Origin of the sequence: Streptomyces paradoxus, from assembly GCF_014202475.1 — a bacterium.
Lineage (GTDB): Bacteria > Actinomycetota > Actinomycetes > Streptomycetales > Streptomycetaceae > Streptomyces > Streptomyces paradoxus.
In genome coordinates this window covers 829,674-847,873 of sequence record NZ_JACHGV010000001.1, presented here as the reverse complement: position 1 = coordinate 847,873, position 18,200 = coordinate 829,674, and the positions used below count along the sequence as shown (strand labels likewise).

The following is an 18,200-nucleotide window of genomic DNA, read 5'->3' as shown; positions in this document are numbered from 1 at the left end:
CCGAGGACCATGCCGTACGGAGGGGGAAGCACGGCCGTGACAGTGCACGCACTCGTGGTGGGCGCGGGAGACTTCCCCGCGCGTGTCCCGACCGAGGAGGAAGAGGCCGCGGGGGTGCTTCCGCTCGAACCCCTGCCCAGCGTGGCCGAAGCCGTGCGCGACGTCGCCCACGCGCTCCTGCGGGCCGGGCTCGACGTGACCGAGCCCGTGCTCGACCCGACGCCCGCCGAGTTCCGCGTCGCGTGGGAGACAGCGCGTGAGCGGGCCGGCCAGGACCCCCTCCTGGTCCACTTCAGCGGCCACGCGCAGACCTTCGGGCCCGTGCTGTACCTGGCGATGAGGAACACCACAACGCTCCCCAACGGCATCCGCAGGACCAGCGTGGACGCCGACGAGCTGCTCCGGGATGTCGAACACGAGGACGGCGGGCCGGTCCTGTTCCTGCTCGACGTGTGCGGCGGCGGCACGGCCCTCACCGCACAGCTCACCCAGCGCCTGCTCGGCGTGGAGAGCCGCAACGCCTGGGTGATCGCGGCCTGCGCGGCCGGGAAGATCACCTACGGAGCGCGCTTCAGCAAGGCGGCCGCGACGGTGATCGACCGCATCGCCCGCCGCACCCTGGACATCCCCCCTGAGCTGGAACACGTACCCGTGACCCTGCTGGCGGAGGAGATCGACGCGGAACTGCGACGCCTCGACGCCGCCGCGAACACGCCGAAGCAGGACGTGGTGTGCACCAAGCACGACGAGGCGTCCCTGCCACCGGCGCCCTTCTTGCGCAACCCCAGCCACTCCGCCGACGCCGAGGAGCAGTACCGGGCCGAAGCGGTCGCCTCCCTGCGGCGCTACGCCGACCGGCTGGACCCCCGACTGGACCTGCACCACTTCGCCGCCCGGGCCGCCGGCACCCCGGACGCGGAGGCGTTCTTCTTCAGCGGGCGCCGGAGCGAGCTCCGGCGCATCGAGGAGTGGCTCGGCGCCCCCCGGACCGGGCGGCACCGCCTGCTGGCCGTCACCGGCAGGCCCGGGGCGGGGAAGTCGGCGCTCCTCGGGGTGACGGTGTGCACCGTCCATCCCCGGCTGCGCCCCCTGCGCGAGCGCCTCGGCCTGCGCGACTTCCGGCCGCCGCCCGACCCGCGGCTGCTGGCCGTGCACGCCCACCACCTGTCCACCCAGGACGTCGTGGACTCGCTGCACCGGCAGGCACAGGTACTGCGCCTGCCCCGGCAGCAGCGCGGACCCGCACAGCCGCGCGCCGGTGCGCCGGGCGCGACCTTCGAGGAACTGGCCGCCGCGCTGCGTGCGGTGGGCGACGTCACCGTCGTGATCGACGCGCTCGACGAGGCCGACGACCCCGACGGGCTGCTGCGGGAGGTGCTGCTGCCGCTGACGGGCGACGGCGGTGATCCGGTGCCCGGCTGCCGGGTCCTGATCGGCACCCGGCTGTGGCCGGACAGCCTGCCCGGCCTGCACGCGGCCCTCGCCGGCCACCCCGAACGGCTCCTCGACCTCGACGCCGAGCAGCCCGCGTCGCTCGCCGAGCACCTCGGCACGTATCTGGGCCGGCTGCTGGACACCGACTACTCCACCGACGTGACCGACATGATCGCGTGTCGCCTGTCGGGCTCCGCCGAGCACGGGGCTTTCCTGACCGCGGCCGTGTACGGCGCGCACCTGCGCCGGCTCTCCCGGGCGGGCACCATCCTCTCCGGGGCCGAGATCGCCCGGGAACTGCCCTGCGACCTGCCGGGGATGCTCGACCTGGACCTGCGCACCCTCACGGCCGAACTGCCCTGGACCGACGCGGTGCTGACGGCGCTCGCCCGGGCGGCCGGGCAGGGCATGCCGTCCGGCCTCCTGCACCGGGTGGCCCTCGCGCTGCGGCCCGAGGCGCGTGACCGGGCGCTGCCGCCGCGGCAGCGGGACACGGCGGAGGTCCTCGCCGGGGCCCGGTTCTACCTCCGTACCACCTACGACCCCGGCGCCGGTCCGGCCGCGGACGACGGCAGGCTCTACAGCTTCTTCCACCGGGCGCCGGCCGAGCACCTGGCGGGGCGCACGGATGGCCGCGCCGTGCTGAACGCCCTGCTGTCGACCGTGCCGGCCGAGGGAGGGACCCGTGACTGGTCCCGGGCGGACCGTTACCTGCGGCGGCACGCTGCCGACCACGCCGCCGACGCCGGCCCGGACCAGCTGGACGCGCTGCTGGAGGACGTGTCGTACCTGCTGCACGCGGACCCGGACCGGCTCGTACGGCACCTGCACCGGGCCCGCGGCCACCTGGCCCGGATGCGCGCCGACATCTACCGGCAGACCACGGCGCACCATCCGCTCCGTCACCTCACCGCCGCACGGCGGGATCTGCTCAGTCTCGACGCGGCCGTGTGGCGGGACACCGGGCTTTCCGACGCGCTGGCCTCCCAGCCGGGTCCGCCCCCGCTGCCGGCCCGGCCGGTCTGGGCCGTGAGCCGGACCGCGACCCCGGCACGGCTGCAGACCCTCGGTCGGCATGCCGGGCCGGTCTCCCAGGTGATGCTCGCCCGGGCGCCGGGCCGCGACACGGACGGGGAGACGCGCGGCCGCGGTGATTACGTGGTCGTCAGCACCGGGGACACCCACCGCACACGGCTGTCGGACCCGCTCGGCGGCAACATCCTGCGTACCCTCGACGGTCTGTCGGGCCCGGCCCGGGCGGTCGTGCCGGCCCGGCTCGCCGACGGACGCCCGGTCCTCCTCACGGGAGGTGAGGACGGCCGGTTGTACGCCCACGACCTGAACACCGGTGACCTGACCCGCCGTCAGGGGGCCGGTGCCGGGCCGATCCGGTCGCTCGCCACGGTCTCCCTCCCCGACGGGAGCATCCGCGCGGTGGCCGCCGGGCACGGCCACCGGGCGGCCATATGGGACCCGGACGAGGGAACGCTGACGCGACTGGACAGCTCGATGGTGCTGCTCTCCGGGCTCGCCGCGGCGCGGCTGCCGGACGGCACGCCGGTCGCGATCGCCGTCGGGGAGGACCGGGACGCCCGGGTCTTCGACGTGCGGACGGGCCAGTGGCTCCGCTCCCTCGGCCCGCACGCCGACTTCGTCCGGGTGGTGGCCACGGCGACGCTGGACGACGGCACGGTCGTGGCGGTCACCGGCTGCTACGACGGCCTGGTGCAGGTGTGGAACGCGGCCGACGGGCGCGCGCTGCACACACTGACGGGACACGAGGGCCGGGTGACCCGGGTCGCCACGGGTACGGCCGGCGGCCGGCACGTCGCCGTGAGCGGCGACCGTGCGGGACGCGTCCTGGTGTGGGACCTCGCCGAGGGCCGACTGCTGCACGAGCCGGCCTCCGCGGGCCACGGCGTGATCACCTGCCTGGCGCTGGGCGGCGACGGCGAGCGCGGGCGGATCGTCACGGGCTGCGCCGACGGACGAGTCGCCGTGTGGGACATCGGCACCGGCCGGCCCGCCTACGTCTTCGCCGCGCACCCCGGTGGCGTGCACGGCGTCGACGTCGCGCTGATCGACGACCGTCTCGTGGCGGTGAGCGGCGGCGCCGACGGGCACGCCGTCGTCTGGGACGTCACGGACGCCCGCCCCGACGCCCCGGAGACCGGCCACGAGGAGGCGATGGAGGCGGTGGCCGTCGCCGTGCCGGGGGAGGGGCCGGCGCTGTGTGTCGCCGGGGGCGGCGAGCGGGGCGCGGAGGTACGGGACTTGGCGACGGGCGAACACCGGCGCGCGCTGGACGACTCGGGGCGACGGCTGCTGGTGCGGGCGCTGGCGACGGCCGAACTGCCGGACGTGGGGCCGGTCGTCGTGGCGGGCGGCCGGGACGGTGCACTGCGGATGTGGGAGCTGACGCGCGGCAGTCTGGTCCGCGCGTTCCCCAGCTGCACGGAACGGGTCAGGGCGGTGGCGGTGGGCCGTGCCGCGGACGGCCGGCAGGTCCTGGTCGCCGGCGGGGACACGGCCCTCGCGACGGTGTGGGACCTGGCGACGGGAGATCCGTTGAGCACCTTCACCGGGCACCGCGGCTGGGTGCTGGCGACGGCCCTGACCGACGGCGGTCGCACCCCCGGCCTCGCGATCAGCGGCGACCGCCGGGGCGCCCTGCTGGTGTGGGACGTGGCGACCGGGCGTGAGGTGGCGGCGCTGACCCGCTCCGGCGGACGGATCGACGCGGTGGCCACCGCGGAGCTGCCCGGCCAGCGGACGGTGGTCCTGTCCGGCGGGGCCGGCGGCGAGGTCCGCCTGTGGGACCTCGGCCGCCCGGGTCCGGCCGAACCGCTCACCGGTCTGCGGGGCCGGGTGACCGCACTGGCCACGGCGCGGCTGCCGGGAGGCCGCGTCGTCGCCGCGGGCGGCGGCGAGGAAGGGCGTGTCGTGATCTGGGACCTCGTGACCCGGCAGGAACCGGCCACGCCCTGCCACCTGCCCACCGCCGTCTCCTCGATCGCCGCCTGCGCCACGGGGTTCGTCGTCGCGCACGAAGCGGGGACGGCGGGCTTCACCTGGTGCGAGGACCTCCTCGCGCCGCAGGAGTGAGCGGTTCAGCGCAGCAGGGCCGTCAGCAGGTCGCCGCCCAGGGACGTCAGCGCGGGCACGTCGAGGGTGTTGCGGACGTAGCGGCCGTGCCGCCGGGTGGTGAGCAGGCCCGCGCGGCGCAGCAGGGCGAGGTGGCGGGAGACCTCCGGCGGCGTGAGCCCCCAGACGTGGGCCAGCTCGCCGGTGGTGTGCGGACCGCGGGCCAGGGTGCGCAGCAGCCGCAGCCGTACCGGATGCGCGACTGCCTCCAGCCGCAGGGTGACCGTGTCCAGCGGCACCGGCGCCGCCGGATCCGGATCGGCCACCGGGTACTGCACCACCGGCTGCCAGCCGGGCGCGTGCACCGCCACCAGGTGCGGACGGCCGTGGACGCTGGGGATGAACGTCACCCCGGTGCCCTCGGCATTGGTCGCCTTGTCCTGCAGCTTGTCCACGATGATGCAGTCGCCGTCCGGTGCCAGGGCGACCGCCGTGGAGACCGATGCCAGTGCCGCCTCGACACCCTGGCGCTTCAGGAGGTCGTTCTTCACGCGCAGGTCGGTGGCGAGCCGCTCCGCGACGCCCGCCCAGGCCGCGTCGAAGAAGGCCTCCGCGCACTGTTCCAGGGTGTCGCGCACCCGGGCCCGCACGGCCGCCGGGTCGGCGAGCAGCCGTTCCGCGAAGGCCTCCTGCCGTGCACCGCGAGCCTGTGCCAGGTCCAGGGCCCGCTCGCGCGCGGCAGTGTCGGCGAGCGGTGACGGTGCGTCGAGAGGGGCCCGGGTGCTGCCGCACGTCATGACGAGCGCGGCGGTCACGTACGTGTCGTCGTCGATCCGGTCCACGTCGTCCAACTCGCCGGCGAGGGTCGGCCGGGGCCGGGCGGGCAGCAGGAAGTCGGCCTGCGAGGAGCGCCAGAGGAACTCGGCCTCCCTGAGCCGCTCGGCCAGTTCCGGCCGCAGCCCGGCCCAGACGTCCGCGGCCCAGCCGGAGAGCCGCGGATGATGCCCGGGTTCGGCCAGCACGTGCAGCATCGCGGTCAGCTCGGCCAGCGGGGAAGCGGCGAACCGCTACCCGCCGGACGGCAGGCCGCCGATGTCGATCCTCAGCGTCATCCCCCCATCATCAAGGGCCGGCCGCCCGGCGCCCGCGCCGCTTGACGATGTCCGTCAAGCGACGTGCCCGGCCCGGCGGCCGCACGCACCGTGACGCCATGGCAATCACCAAGATCCGGCCCCGAGCCCTCGTCCGAGCCTGCGGAGGCCCCCGCTATGCCGTCGCCCTCGCCGTGGACGCGCTCGGTACCGGCCTGCTGCGGCCCTTCCTGCTGCTGTACGGGGTGCTGGTGCTGAGGCTGTCCGCGCAGGTCACCGGTATCGCCATGACGGTCGGCATCGTCGCGGGCCTGGCGTGCATGCCCGCGGTCGGCCGCTGGCTGGACCGGGGTGCCCGCAGCACGGTCGTGGCGGCGTCGATGCTGGTGCGCGTCCTGGGCGTCGCGCTGCTGCTGGCCACCCCGGCGGGGCACGTCTGGCCGTTCGCGGCGGCGGCGCTCTTCCTCGGCGTCGGCAACCAGGCCTGGCCGGCCGCCCACGCGGCCGTCGTGGCCACCGTCTCCCACGGCCGGGAACGCGACGCCGCCCTGGCGGCCGGCCGCGCGCTGCGCAAACGCAGGGCTGGGCGTGGGCGCGCTCATCGCGACCGCCGGCCTGGCGGGTGGCGCCACCGCGCTGCGGGCGCTGGCCGCCGTGACCGGACTCGCCTGTCTCGCCGCGGCCGCCCTGGCCTGGTCGGTCCGGCTGCGCGCCCGCCCGGCCGCCGCGCCGGACGACGTCACGGACCACGGCCCCGCGCCCCGGATGCGCGCCCTGCTGGCCGCCAACGTCGTCTACGTCTTCTGCCTCAACGTCCCCGAGATCGCGCTCCCGCTGATCCTGGTGACCCAGCTGCACGCGTCCCCCGTCTGGTCGGCGGCCGTCTTCGTGATCAACACGGTGCTGGTGGTCGCCCTGCAGGTGCCGGTCACCGTCCTGATGTCCCGCTTCCCCCGGCGGACCGCCCTGGTGCTCGCCGGTGTGGTCCTCACCGCGTCCTACCTCGGCTTCCTCGCGGCCGCGTCCCTGGGACCCGGCTGGGGCGCCCCGGCCGTCGCCGCGGTGTCCGTGGTCTGCACCCTCGGCGAGATCGTCTACGCCGGCAGCGCCACCGCTCTGGTCACCCACCTCGCCCCGGCCCACGCCCTGGGCCGCACCCTCGCCCGCTTCGAGCTCTCCTCGGGCCTCGGCCTCGCCGTCTCCCCGACCGTCATCACCGCGCTCGCCCCCCACGGCCCGGCCGCCCTCTGGGGCGGCCTCGGCGCCGCGACGCTCCTGTCGGCCTCGGCCGTCGCCACCGGGAAGGACCGGGGAACGCGGCCGGGCGAGTGCGGCGCAGAGCACACCACACCGGCAGGCCGTCGGCAGTATGCGCGGTCGGCGCCGGGGTAGACGAACGACCGAAGCAGCACTGAGCAACATGAACCACAACGAGAGAGCCCAATATGGTCATCCCGCTTATGAAGCAGGCGGCAGATGAGCCGGGCACGGACGAGCAGGCCACCCTGCGCTGTGGCACGGTATGGGCCGACGGCGCGGCTTGCGCCGTCGAGGCGCGCCGGGCGCTGCAGGCGTTCCTGGCGCACGTCCCGTGTACCGGCCGCACGCCCGTGCCGGCCGCGCTGGCGATCGACGCCGAACTGGTCGTCAGCGAACTGGTCACCAACGCCATCCGGCACGCTCCCGGCCCCTGCGGGATGATCCTGCTGCTCTCCGGCGACGGACTGGCCATCACCGTGTGGGACACCTCCCCGGAGCGGCCGGTGGTCAGGGAGCGCGACGGGCAGCGCTTCGGCGGTCACGGCATGCACGTGGTGCACACGGTCAGCACGGAGGTCACCGTCGCGTCCCTCGGCACCGGCAAGCAGATCACCGCCTACCTGCGCACGGCGCCGGACGCCGCCCCCGCCGCCGACCTCGATGCCTGGCGGTGATCGACGACGACCCCGCCGTCTGACGCCTCCGACGAGACCTCCTCCGGGCGGCCGTCACCACCCGGTGAGCAGCAGATGGTTCAGGAGCAGCGCGAGCAGCGCCTGGGCGGTGAGCCAGGCGCGGGGGCGGGTGAGGAACGCGCAGGCCGGGAGCAGCCACAGGGCGAAGGGGAGCCAGATGCGTTCCGTCTCCGCCTTGCTCATGCCGGACAGGTCGGCGACCAGCAGGGCGAGGAGCGCGGCACAGACCAGGACCGCGAGGCGGACGCCGGCTCGGGGCTCGGTGCGACGCCGGACCAGTACGGCCCCTGTCCGCCGCAGTCCCGCCGCCGTCGCCAGCCCCGTGACGAGCACCGTGCAGGCCAGGTTTGCCCACACCCAGTAGCCGTAGGGGCGGATGCCGCCCGCGCCCTGGCCGTAGCGTGTGACCAGCAGCCGGTAGGCCTCCCACCAGTCGAAACCCGCGAGCGTGAACACCGCGGGGACCACGGCCAGTCCGGCGAGCCACGGTGCCGCCAGGGCCGGGCGCTCCCGGATTCCGTGGCGCCCGAGCACCAGGACCGCCGCGGCGATCAGCGCGACGAGCGTGAGGCCGTACGACAGGTAGCAGACCAGGCCGAACAGCAGCCCGGACGCGCCCGCCCACCCCAGGGACCCCCGGGTGACCGCGAGAGCCAGGAGGGCCGCCGCCCACGCCGCCACCGCCGCGAAGTACGCGTCGGCCGAGGTGCCCATCCACACGGCCGCCGGGGCCAGGACCAGGAAGGGGGCCGCCCGGCGGGCGAGCGTCTCGCCGGCCAGGGCACGGATCGTGACCAGCACGGCGACACAGGCGGTCGCCCCGACGGCGATGCACCACACCCCGGCCCACCCCCCGCCCCGCAGCCCGATCCGGTCGAGCAGCACGAACGTGACGGTGGCGGCGGGCGGATGCCCGGCGACGTGGGCGGGCCAGTTGTCGGGGGAGTCCAGCAGGATGTGCCCGGTGAAGCCCCGCAACGCCGCCGGGATGTCCTGGAATCGGTCGATGACCTGGAGGTATTCGTGGCGGGTGGTGAGCCGGCGCGCGATGCCCCGGTCCCAGCCGTCGACCAGGGCGAGGGAGAAGATCCACGCCATGGCCGTGCCCCAGACGGCCGGGAGCAGGGCACGCCAGGACAGGCGGGCCGCCAGCGCGGGGCCCTGGGTGACGGTGGCGATCGCCACCAGCACGGCGGCCGGGGTGCCGGGGCCCAGATGCGGCGCCCACGAGGCCAGCAGCGGGGGCCAGTCGACGAACAGCGTCCGGCGGGTGTCCTCGATGTGGCGGCCGACCGCCATGGACACCGTCACGAGCAGCACGGCGGCCCCGGCGGCGTACAGGTCGTGGCGCAGGCCGCGGGACGGCGGAGCGGAGGGCGGGGTGCGGATCACACCGGCACGCTAGGCCGCGCGGCCGGTCGCGGGCCGCCGACCGGGCCCGACGTCAGCGTTTCGTCATGGGTCGCGCACCCTCCCGCGGGGTGCCCGCGGCCTACCGTCGGCTCATGCGAGACGATCCACGCGATCCACGCGATCCACGGCTCCCCACGTCCCCCGGCTTCTGGCGCAGCCCCCTGCGCGGCCCCTGGTTCACCTCGGTCCTGGGCCTGGTCCTGCTCGCCGGCATCACGGTGCTGTTCGTGACGGGACTTCTCTCGTACGCCGCCTACAACCCGGACCTGTCCACGGTCAACGACAAGACCCCGGACAAGGGGATCCTCGGCTTCTACCTCTTCGCCTGGCCGACGGACCCGCACTGGCTGTACCGGCTGAACCAGGGCGTCCACGTCACCCTCGGCATCACGCTGATCCCCGTCCTGCTCGCCAAGCTGTGGTCCGTCGTGCCGAGGCTGTTCGCCCTGCCCCCGGCCCGCTCGCTCGCGCACGCCCTGGAGCGGATCTCGCTGTTGCTGCTGGTCGGCGGCGGGCTGTTCGAGTTCGTGACGGGTGTCCTCAACGTCCAGCTCGACTACGTCTTCCCGGGCTCGTTCTATCCCCTGCACTTCTACGGCGCCTGGGTGTTCCTCGCCGCCTTCGTGGCCCACGTCCTGCTGAAGGCGCCCACGGCACTGCGCAATCTGCGGCAGCTGCGGGAGGAGAGGAACGACCTGGTGTCCCCGCGCCCCGCCGAGCCGACCGTCTCCCGGCGGGGCGCCCTGTGGTTCGTCGGGGGCGGCTCACTGCTGCTGTTCGCCACGACCGTGGGGCAGAACTTCGGCGGTCCGCTCAGGCGCACCGCCCTCCTCGCCCCGCACGGCGGCGCCGAACCCGGCAGCGGCCCCAACGGCTTCCAGATCAACAAGACCGCCGCCTACGCCGGGATCGATACAGCGGAAACGGCCGGGGACGTCTGGCGGCTCGTCGTGACGGGGCGCACGGGCACCGTCCGCCTCAGCCGCGCCCGGCTCGCCGGACTCCCCCTGCACAGCTCGGCGTTGCCCATCGCCTGCGTGGAGGGCTGGTCGACGGAGGACCAGTGGTGGCGCGGGGTGCGGCTGCGCGACCTCGCGGCCCTCGTCGGGTACGAGGACGACCCGCCGGACGTGTTCGTCGAGTCCCTCCAGCGGCACGGCGCCTTCCGCGAGGCCGCCCTGCGCGCCAACCAGGTGGCCGACCCGCGTTCCCTGCTCGCCCTGTACGTCAACGGCGAGCGGCTGTCCCCCGACCACGGCTACCCGGCGCGGATCATCGTGCCCGCGGCACCCGGTGTGCTGAACACCAAGTGGGTGGCCCGCATGACGTTCGGAGACCTGTGATGCGGCGACCTCTGATGCGGGGACGCTTCGCCGTCGGCAGCCCCCTGCACCTCCTGCTGCTGTCCTGCTCGTTCGCCCTCGCGGCCTACGCGGGGGTGCGCCTGCTCGCCGGTGACTGGTTCGGCGTGGCGCTGTGGATCGTGGGCGCGGCACTGCTGCACGACCTCGTGCTGCTGCCGCTGTACGCGGCGGCGGACCGGGCGGTGGTACGGGGACTCGGCCGGGTCCGCCGCCGGGAGTGGACGATGTACGTGCGCGTACCTGCCGCCCTCTCCGGGCTGCTGCTCCTCGTCTGGTTCCCGCTGATCAGCGGCATGGTGGACGAACGCTACCGGTCCGCCACCGGCCTGCCGCCGGAGGTGTTCCTGCCGCGCTGGCTGCTGATCACCGCCGTCCTCTTCGGTGGCTCGGCGCTGCTGCTGGTGGTGCGGCTGCTGCGGCTGCGCAGGGCGGCGAAGTGCCGTCCGCCGGCCGTCCACTGACCGGCCCGCTCCCAGCGGCCCCGCGCGTACCTGAGCAGCGCGCGGGTGCCGAGCCGTGCCCAGGGGAAGGGGTCGCCGGTGGTGGCACGGGCGTCGGTGATGTGCACGCGCACGCGTTCGTCGACGTCCGCGGGGGCGGTCTCGGCGATCAGCAGACCGCCGGGGCGCAGGAGTCCGGTGACCCGCTCCAGCAGGGCACGCGGGTCGCCGCCGATGCCGATGTTGCCGTCCATGAGCAGCACGGTGTCCCAGCGGCCCTCGCCGGGCAGCTGCTCGAAGACCGACCGCCGCAGCGCCTGGCCCCCGAGGCGGGCGGTATGCTCCACCGCTGCCTCGCTGACGTCGATCCCGAGGGCGGCCCGCCCCCGGGCGGCCAGTTCGGCCACGAGCCGTCCCGGCCCGCACCCCACGTCCAGCACGGCCCCCTCGCACCGGTCCAGCACGTCCCGGTCGACCGGATCGGCCCCGGCGCACCAGCGCTCCACCTCCAGCGGCAGCAGCCAGCCGTCCGTGCGCCGCAGGAACAGGGGGCCGCGCCCGGCGCGCAGGGCGGCCTCGTAGGGGTCGGCGGCGGCCCATGCCAGGGCGGTCGCGGACGGGACGCTGCTCATCGGGGACCGGCCGGGGGCGTGCCCGGCCCGGTGGCCGGCCCCCCGGCCGCCGCACAGCGGGCCAGCCGCGCCGCGAAGCGCCCCCGCGGGGCGAGTGCGGCGACGGCGCGGGCGTCGGCGGCCGTGTCGACGTCGCGCAGGGGCGGCAGGTCGCGCACCCGCAGTCCCGCGTCGGCCAGCCGCTCCCGCTGCACGGCACCCGTCGCCGGTGTGGACATGGGCACGCCCCGCAGCAGAGCGGGGTCCGGACACGCCAGGCCGAGGGCCCAGAAGCCGCCGTCCTCCGCCGGGCCGAACCAGGCGTCGCAGCCGGCGAAGTCCACGCTGAGCAGCTCCGGGGTCACCTGCGGGGTGTCCATGCCGATGAGCAGGGCGGGGCCGGCACAGCCCGCGAAGGCCTCCGCCAGCCGTTCGTCGAGACCGCCCGCGCATTGCGCCACGACGTCGAAACCGGGCGGCAGCCAGGGGCCGGGGGCACCGTCGAGCACCAGGACGCGCCGGGTGGCGGGCGTGGCGGCCACGGCGTGCAGCGTGTCCGCGAGGGCCGCTTCGGCCAGTCCGGCCGCCTCCCCGGGCGTGAAGGGCGGCGTGAGCCGCGTCTTCACCCGGCCCGGTCGCGGCTCCTTGGCGATGACGAGGAGCGTGGTCAACGGACGGTTCCCCCTTCGTGCGCGACCGTTTCCCCCTTGCGCGCGGGCATTTCGGCCAGCACGCGGCTCATGTCCCGTACGGCCTGCCACGTACCGCGCCACGTGCCCGTCACCTTCGAGGCCCCCGCACGCGGCAGGTACGGCACGTCGTGCTCGGCGATCCGCCACCCCGCGTCGGCCGCGCGGACGACCATCTGGAGCGGATAGCCGCTGCGCCGGTCGCTGAGGCCGAGGGCGAGCAGCCCCTCCCGGCGGGCGGCGCGCAGCGGACCGAGGTCGTGCAGGCGCAGCCCGGTGCGGCGGCGCAGCATCCGGGCGAGCGCGAGATTCCCGGCCCGGGCGTGCGGCGGCCACGCGCCCCGCCCCTGCGGACGCCGCCGCCCGAGCACCAGGTCGGCCTCGCCGTCGCGCACTTCGCGCACGAAGGGCACCAGGAGTCCCGGGTCGAGGGAGGCGTCGCAGTCGCAGAAGCACACCAGGTCGGCGGTGGCGGCCGTCAGGCCGGCGTGGCAGGCAGCGCCGAAGCCCCGCCGGGGCTCGTGCACCACGGTCGCGCCCCACGCGCGGGCGATGCGGGCCGAGTCGTCCGTGGAACCGTTGTCGACGACGAGTGCGCGCCAGCCCGGCGGAATCCGTTCGAGCACCCAGGGAAGGGCCTCGGCCTCGTTCAGGCAGGGCAGCACCACGTCGACGTCCGGAGGTGTCATCGTCACGGTTTCACCCTACGAACGCGAATCGGGCATACCGGGCCATCGCTTCTTACGAAACGCGGACGTCGGGAGGCCGGAGCGGTACCCGGGCCCCGCCGACGGCGGCCTGGTGCCAGGCTGGAGGCATGCAGCAGCCCTACGAGCCCCCCGGAACCGCGGGCGGGGCCCCCAGGATCCTGGTCGTCGACGACGATCCGACCGTCGCCGAGGTCGTCGCCGGATACTTGGACCGCGCCGGCTACGCCGTCGACCGCGCCGACGACGGCCCGAGCGCCCTCACCAGCGCCGCCGCGCGCCGTCCGGACCTGGTCGTGCTCGACCTGATGCTGCCCGGCATGGACGGCCTGGAGGTGTGCCGACGGATCCGCGGCCACGGCCCCGTGCCCGTCATCATGCTCACCGCCCGCGGCGACGAGGACGACCGCATCCTGGGCCTGGAGGTCGGCGCCGACGACTACGTCACCAAGCCCTTCAGCCCGCGTGAACTCGTCCTGCGCGTCGAGTCGGTGCTGCGGCGCAGCCGCCCCGCGGCCACGGGGGGCCGGCTGGGGGCGGCCGGTCTGACCGTCGAGCCGGCGGCCCGCCGCGCCACCAAGAACGGCACCGAACTCGCCCTCACCCTCCGCGAGTTCGACCTGCTCTCCTTCTTCCTGCGGCACCCGGGGCGGGCCTTCGGCCGCGAAGACCTGATGCGAGAGGTCTGGGGGTGGGACTTCGGCGACCTGTCGACGGTCACGGTCCACGTCCGCCGCCTGCGCGGCAAGGTCGAGGACGACCCGGCCCGGCCCCGCCTGATCCAGACCGTCTGGGGCGTGGGTTACCGCTTCGAACCCGGTGAAGGGGACGACTGACCGTGCGCGCCAACCTCCTCATCGCCCTGTACGCCTTCGCCGGTGCCGCCGCGACGGGACTGGTCGGGGCGGGAGTCCTGCGCCTGATCCGCCGCCGTTCGCTGACCGTCTCGCTCGCGGTGGTGGCGGCGGTCGGCGTCGTCGCGATGCTCGCGGGCACGCTCGCCGTCGCCTGGGCGATGTTCCTGTCGGCGCACGACCTGACCGTCGTCACGACCGTCGTCGCCATGGCGGCCGTCGTCTCCCTGGCCACCGCCCTGCTGCTGGGCCGCTGGGTCGTCGCCCGCAGCCGTGAACTCGCCGTGGCCGCACGCGCCTTCGGCGACGGTGGGGACTTCGCCGCACCCGACGGCCCCGCCACCGCCGAACTCGCCGCGGTGAGCCGCGAGCTGGCGGCCACCAGCGCCAGACTCGCCGAGTCCCGGGAACGGGAACGTGCCCTGGAGGCCTCGCGCCGTGAACTCGTCGCCTGGATCTCGCACGACCTGCGCACCCCGCTGGCCGGGCTGCGCGCCATGTCGGAGGCCTTGGAGGACGGCGTCGCCGCCGACCCCGACCGCTATCTCCGGCAGATACGGACCGAGGTCGAACGCCTCAACGACATGGTCGGCGACCTCTTCGAGCTCTCCCGTATCCACGCCGGGACCCTGGCCCTGACCCCCACCCGGATCTCCCTGTACGACCTGGTCGGCGACGCCCTCGCCGGCGTCGGCCCGCTCGCCCGCGCGCACGGGGTGCGGCTGGTGGGCGGCCGTGTCGAGCCGGTGCCGGTGGAGGTGGACGGCAAGGAGATGAGCCGGGTACTGGGCAACCTGCTGGTCAACGCGATCCGCCGCACCCCGGCCGACGGCACCGTCGCGATCGCCGCCGAGCGTTCCCCCGAGGGTGTCGTCCTGTCGGTGACGGACGGCTGCGGCGGCATCCCCGAGGAGGACCTGCCGCGCGTCTTCGACACCGGCTGGCGCGGCACCCACGCCCGGACGCCCCCGGCGGGTGCGGGCCTCGGCCTCGCCATCGTGCGCGGCATCGTGGAGGCCCACCAGGGCCGGGCCGGCGTACGCAACATCCCCGGGGGCTGCCGCTTCGAGGTGACACTGCCGGCGGCGGCTTCCTGACCCGGGGCAGGCTCCGCGTTCGAACGCCCGGCCCATGCTCCATACCGGGAATCAGGCCGCGACGAGCTCCGGCTCGCGGTCCGGCGTCGTGGCCTTGGTCTTCTTGTTCGGCAGCGAGAGCCGGAAGACCTTGCGCCACGCGGAGAACACCTGCTTGGGCAGCGGCCCGGTGACGTACTCCAGCTCGTACTTCTCGAACAGCGCGCGCACCTTCACCGCGACCTCGGCGTACCGGTTGCTCGGCAGGTCCGGGAACAGGTGGTGCTCGATCTGGTGCGACAGGTTGCCGGTCATGAAGTGCATGGCCCTGCTGCCGCTGATGTTCGCCGAGCCCATCATCTGGCGCAGATACCACTGACCGCGCGTCTCGCCCTTGATCGACCGGCGCTCGAAGACCTGCACGCCCTCGGGGAAGTGCCCGCACATGATCACCGAGTGGGACCAGAGGTTGCGGACCAGGTTCGCGGTGAACGTGGCGGCGAGCGTGGGGAGGAACGACGGGCCCGACAGCAGCGGGTGGATCACGTAGTCCTTGAGCACCTGCTTGCGGATCTTGCGGCCCACGGCCTTGGCCCGCGCGCGGAACTCCGGGTTGTTGCGGCGGCGCTTGTTCAGGTTCTTGCCGAGTTCCAGGTCGTACGCCGCGATGCCGTACTCGAAGAAGCAGGCATTGATGAAGTTCCACAGCGGCTGGCCGAGGTGGAAGGGGTGCCACTTCTGGTCCTCGTCGACGCGCATGATGCCGTAGCCGAGGTCGTTGTCCTTGCCGATCACGTTGGTGTACGTGTGGTGCAGCTCGTTGTGCGAGTGCTTCCACTGGTCGGCCGGCGAGACGTGGTCCCACTCCCAGGTGGTGGAGTGGATCTTCGGGTCCCGCATCCAGTCCCACTGGCCGTGCAGGACGTTGTGGCCGATCTCCATGTTGTCCATGATCTTCGCCACGGACAGACCGGCGGTGCCGATCAGCCACGCGGGCGGGAAGATCGAGAACAGCAGCACGCCCCGGCTCACCAACTCGAGCTTGCGCTGCGCCGAGATGACCTTGCGGATGTAGGCGGCGTCCTTCTCGCCGCGGCCGGCGATCACCTCGTCGCGGATCGCGTCCAGCTCGCGGCCGAGCTCCTCGATCTGCTCCGCGGTCAGGTGGGCGGTGGGGTCGATGGCGGTCAAGGTGCTCCTACCGTTCGATGTCGCAGGGGCCCGCCGCGGCGGACACGCAGGTCTGGATGAGGACGCCGGGCTCGGCCTCGGTGATCTCGCCGGTGCGCAGGTCGCGGACGGCGCCCGCCTTGAGCGGCGTGATGCAGCCGAAGCAGATGCCCATGCGGCACCCGGAGGGCATGAGCACGCCGGCCTCCTCGCCGATGTCCAGCAACGGCGTGGCGCCGTCCGCGTCGACGGTCTTGCCGGTGGCGCTGAACGTGACCTCGCCACCGTCGCCGGCGACGACGATGCCGGGGCGGAAGCGTTCGGTGTGCAGGCGCTCTTGAACGCCGTGCTCGGTCCAGTGCTCTTCGGCGGCGTCGAGCAGGCCGGCGGGCCCGCAAGCCCAGGTCTCGCGCTCGGCCCAGTCGGGGACGAGTTCGTCGAGACGGGCGATGTCGAGCAAGCCGTCCGTGTCGGTGTGCACCTCGGTGAGCCGCAGCTTCTTGTCCGCTACCAGCTCGTGCAGTTCGTTGCGGAAGATCACGTCGTGCGGCTGTGGCGCGCTGTGGACCATGACGACGTCGTCGAACTCGGTGTCACGCAGCATGCCCATCACGGGCGTGATGCCGCTGCCGGCCGTGAGGTAGAGCACCTTGGCGGGCTTGGCCTGCGGCAGTACGAAGTCGCCGGTCGCCTGGTCGAGCTGGACCAGCGTGCCCGGTTTCGCCCTGCGGACCAGGTGGTTGCTGACCTTGCCGTCCGGGATCGCCTTCACGGTGATCGTGACGCGGCCGTCCTGGCGGTGTGTCGGCGAGGTGATGGAGTAGGCACGCCACAGGCGCACCCCGTCGACGTCGACCCCGATCCGCACGTACTGGCCGGCCGTGTGGCCGCGCCAGCCACGACCCGGCCTGATCACGATGGTCGCGGCGTCACCCGTCTCGGGGTGCACGGCCTCGATGCGCCCTCGCAGGTCAGCGCCGGCACGCAGCGGGCTGACCAGGTCGAGGTAGTCCGACGGCAGCAGCGGCGTCGTGACCGTCTCCAGCAGTTTCCAAGCCCTGCTGCGAAGGGCTGCACTCGTCATGACTCCAGCTTGCTGCGCCGCAGGGCGTAAAGTCCTGACCGCAGGACGTAAATCTGGTCGGCTGAATTGTTCGCAGGGAACAAAACCATGAGCCATGCAATCCGCAGAGCCAGTGAGCTGGCCCTGGACGAGACGACGGTCACCGCACTGCGGGCCGCGCTGAAGACCACCGCCGACGAGGTCGTCCAGGCGATCATCGACGAGGTCCCTCCCTACGCCAACGCCCTCTCGGGCCACATGGGCGCCACCATCCGCCGAGCCGTCCGCACCGCCCTGGGGAACTACCTGGACCTCGCGAGCGGGAACGCCACCGGCGGCGACGGCGGTGACGCAGCCTACGAGCTGGGCCGTGGCGAGGTCCGCGACGGCCGTTCGATGGACGCCCTGCTCAGCGCCTACCGCGTCGGCGCCCGCGTGGCCTGGCGATGCCTGGCAGCGGGTGCCGTACCCGCAGGTCTGCCCGCCGCCGAGGTCGCCAAGTTCGCCGAGCTGACCTTCGCCTACATCGACGAGCTCTCCGCCGCGAGCGCCGCGGGCCACGCCGACGAACTGGCCGCCCAGGGCAGGGCCCACGAGCGCCACCTGGAACACCTGGCCCGCGACCTCCTCGCCGGCGCGAGCCCGGACGTACTGTCGGCCTCTGTTCAACGGGCCGGGTGGCAGCCTCCGGTCTCACTCACCGCGGTCCTTTTGCCCGCCGCCCAGGCCCGGCCTGCCTACCGCGCGCTCGACCCGGGCACCCTCGTCCTCGACGATCTGCCGGACGCCACCGGTGTGCTGCTCGTCCCCGACGCCGACCGATCACATCTCCTGCGGCAGCTGACCGACCGCACCGCCGTGGTCGGCCCGGCCCGGCCATGGACTCGTGCGTCCGCCTCGTACGCACGAGCCGCACGCGCGCGCTCCCTCTCCTCCGACATCCGCGACACCGAGGACCACCTGCCCGAGCTGGTGCTGAGCGCCGACGTGGAGGCGTTCGCAGACCTGCGTGCCCGAGCCCTCGCACCGTTGCGGACCTTGCCCGTCGCGACCGCACGGCGGCTGGAGGAGACGTTGCGGGCGTGGCTGCTGCACCAGGGCAGGCGGGAGGAGGTGGCGGCGGCGTTGTTCGTCCACCCCCAGACCGTCCGGTACCGGATGTCGCAGCTGCGGGAGCTGTTTCCGGATCTCGCATCGCCACACCGGGTGCTCGAACTGACGCTGGCGGTCGGTCTCGGGGCCGGCTGAC

Annotated in this window: 12 protein-coding genes and 2 pseudogenes; 7 read left to right on the top strand and 7 right to left on the bottom strand. The window is 74.3% G+C overall.

The window, feature by feature from the left end; all coding sequences use genetic code 11:
* The first annotated feature begins 36 nt into the window (after nucleotides 1-36).
* Complete coding sequence (locus tag HNR57_RS03815) at nucleotides 37-4,539, top strand: AAA family ATPase (protein WP_184555785.1); 4,503 nt, start codon at nucleotides 37-39, stop codon at nucleotides 4,537-4,539.
* A 5-nt stretch (nucleotides 4,540-4,544) separates the two neighbouring features.
* Here the strand turns inward: HNR57_RS03815 and HNR57_RS03810 are convergent.
* Nucleotides 4,545-5,630 (bottom strand): annotated as a pseudogene (locus HNR57_RS03810) (DUF5937 family protein).
* A 98-nt stretch (nucleotides 5,631-5,728) separates the two neighbouring features.
* Between HNR57_RS03810 and HNR57_RS03805 the strand changes: the two are divergent.
* Nucleotides 5,729-7,001: pseudogene (locus tag HNR57_RS03805) on the top strand (MFS transporter).
* Between the two features lie 53 nt (nucleotides 7,002-7,054).
* On the top strand, nucleotides 7,055-7,543 hold the full coding sequence (locus tag HNR57_RS03800; protein ID WP_184555783.1) for an ATP-binding protein: 489 nt from the start codon (nucleotides 7,055-7,057) through the stop codon (nucleotides 7,541-7,543).
* 54 nt (nucleotides 7,544-7,597) lie between these two features.
* On the opposite strand, the gene HNR57_RS03795 is transcribed toward HNR57_RS03800, so the two are convergent.
* Entirely contained in the window at nucleotides 7,598-8,956 is a 1,359-nt protein-coding gene (locus HNR57_RS03795; protein ID WP_376772152.1) for a hypothetical protein, read from the bottom strand.
* A 113-nt stretch (nucleotides 8,957-9,069) separates the two neighbouring features.
* Between HNR57_RS03795 and HNR57_RS03790 the strand changes: the two genes are divergently transcribed.
* Complete coding sequence (locus HNR57_RS03790; RefSeq protein WP_184555781.1) at nucleotides 9,070-10,320, top strand: molybdopterin-dependent oxidoreductase; 1,251 nt, start codon at nucleotides 9,070-9,072, stop codon at nucleotides 10,318-10,320.
* 328 nt (nucleotides 10,321-10,648) lie between these two features.
* Here HNR57_RS03790 and HNR57_RS03785 read toward each other — a convergent pair whose 3' ends face one another.
* The 3 genes from HNR57_RS03785 to HNR57_RS03775 are packed head-to-tail and all read right to left on the bottom strand — an operon-like array spanning nucleotide 10,649 to nucleotide 12,770.
* Entirely contained in the window at nucleotides 10,649-11,413 is a 765-nt protein-coding gene (locus HNR57_RS03785) for a class I SAM-dependent methyltransferase (protein ID WP_184555779.1), read from the bottom strand.
* Nucleotides 11,410-12,063, bottom strand: coding sequence for a TIGR04282 family arsenosugar biosynthesis glycosyltransferase (locus tag HNR57_RS03780; RefSeq protein ID WP_184555777.1), 654 nt, complete (start codon nucleotides 12,061-12,063; stop codon nucleotides 11,410-11,412). Before HNR57_RS03780 ends, HNR57_RS03785 begins: the two co-directional genes overlap by 4 nt.
* Entirely contained in the window at nucleotides 12,060-12,770 is a 711-nt protein-coding gene (locus tag HNR57_RS03775) for a glycosyltransferase family 2 protein (RefSeq protein ID WP_184556593.1), read from the bottom strand. The genes HNR57_RS03780 and HNR57_RS03775 overlap by 4 nt, the downstream gene beginning before the upstream one ends.
* A 128-nt stretch (nucleotides 12,771-12,898) precedes the next feature.
* On the opposite strand from HNR57_RS03775, the gene HNR57_RS03770 reads away from it, so the two are divergent.
* A complete protein-coding gene (locus tag HNR57_RS03770; protein ID WP_184555775.1) occupies nucleotides 12,899-13,624 on the top strand; it encodes a response regulator transcription factor in 726 nt (241 codons plus the stop codon).
* A gap of 2 nt (nucleotides 13,625-13,626) precedes the next feature.
* Nucleotides 13,627-14,739: a sensor histidine kinase gene (locus HNR57_RS03765; protein WP_184555773.1), complete on the top strand. Its 1,113-nt coding sequence runs from the start codon at nucleotides 13,627-13,629 to the stop codon at nucleotides 14,737-14,739.
* Between the two features lie 51 nt (nucleotides 14,740-14,790).
* On the opposite strand, the gene HNR57_RS03760 is transcribed toward HNR57_RS03765, so the two are convergent.
* Both HNR57_RS03760 and HNR57_RS03755 read right to left on the bottom strand, forming a co-directional pair.
* Nucleotides 14,791-15,909, bottom strand: coding sequence for a fatty acid desaturase family protein (locus HNR57_RS03760; protein ID WP_184555771.1), 1,119 nt, complete (start codon nucleotides 15,907-15,909; stop codon nucleotides 14,791-14,793).
* A 7-nt stretch (nucleotides 15,910-15,916) separates the two neighbouring features.
* Nucleotides 15,917-16,972: a ferredoxin reductase gene (locus HNR57_RS03755; RefSeq protein WP_184555769.1), complete on the bottom strand. Its 1,056-nt coding sequence runs from the start codon at nucleotides 16,970-16,972 to the stop codon at nucleotides 15,917-15,919.
* An 87-nt stretch (nucleotides 16,973-17,059) separates the two neighbouring features.
* Here HNR57_RS03755 and HNR57_RS03750 point away from each other — a divergent pair, with 87 nt between their 5' ends.
* Nucleotides 17,060-18,199, top strand: coding sequence for a PucR-like N-terminal domain-containing protein (locus tag HNR57_RS03750; RefSeq protein WP_184555766.1), 1,140 nt, complete (start codon nucleotides 17,060-17,062; stop codon nucleotides 18,197-18,199).
* Nucleotide 18,200 lies beyond the last annotated feature (1 nt).

Coding starts and splice junctions, on each gene's coding strand:
- HNR57_RS03770 (WP_184555775.1), top strand. CDS start 12,899: ATGCAGCAGCCCTACGAGCCCCCCGGAACCGCGGGCGGGGCCCCCAGG.
- HNR57_RS03750 (WP_184555766.1), top strand. CDS start 17,060: ATGAGCCATGCAATCCGCAGAGCCAGTGAGCTGGCCCTGGACGAGACG.
- HNR57_RS03800 (WP_184555783.1), top strand. CDS start 7,055: ATGGTCATCCCGCTTATGAAGCAGGCGGCAGATGAGCCGGGCACGGAC.
- HNR57_RS03785 (WP_184555779.1), bottom strand. CDS start 11,413: ATGAGCAGCGTCCCGTCCGCGACCGCCCTGGCATGGGCCGCCGCCGAC.
- HNR57_RS03775 (WP_184556593.1), bottom strand. CDS start 12,770: ATGACACCTCCGGACGTCGACGTGGTGCTGCCCTGCCTGAACGAGGCC.
- HNR57_RS03790 (WP_184555781.1), top strand. CDS start 9,070: ATGCGAGACGATCCACGCGATCCACGCGATCCACGGCTCCCCACGTCC.
- HNR57_RS03755 (WP_184555769.1), bottom strand. CDS start 16,972: ATGACGAGTGCAGCCCTTCGCAGCAGGGCTTGGAAACTGCTGGAGACG.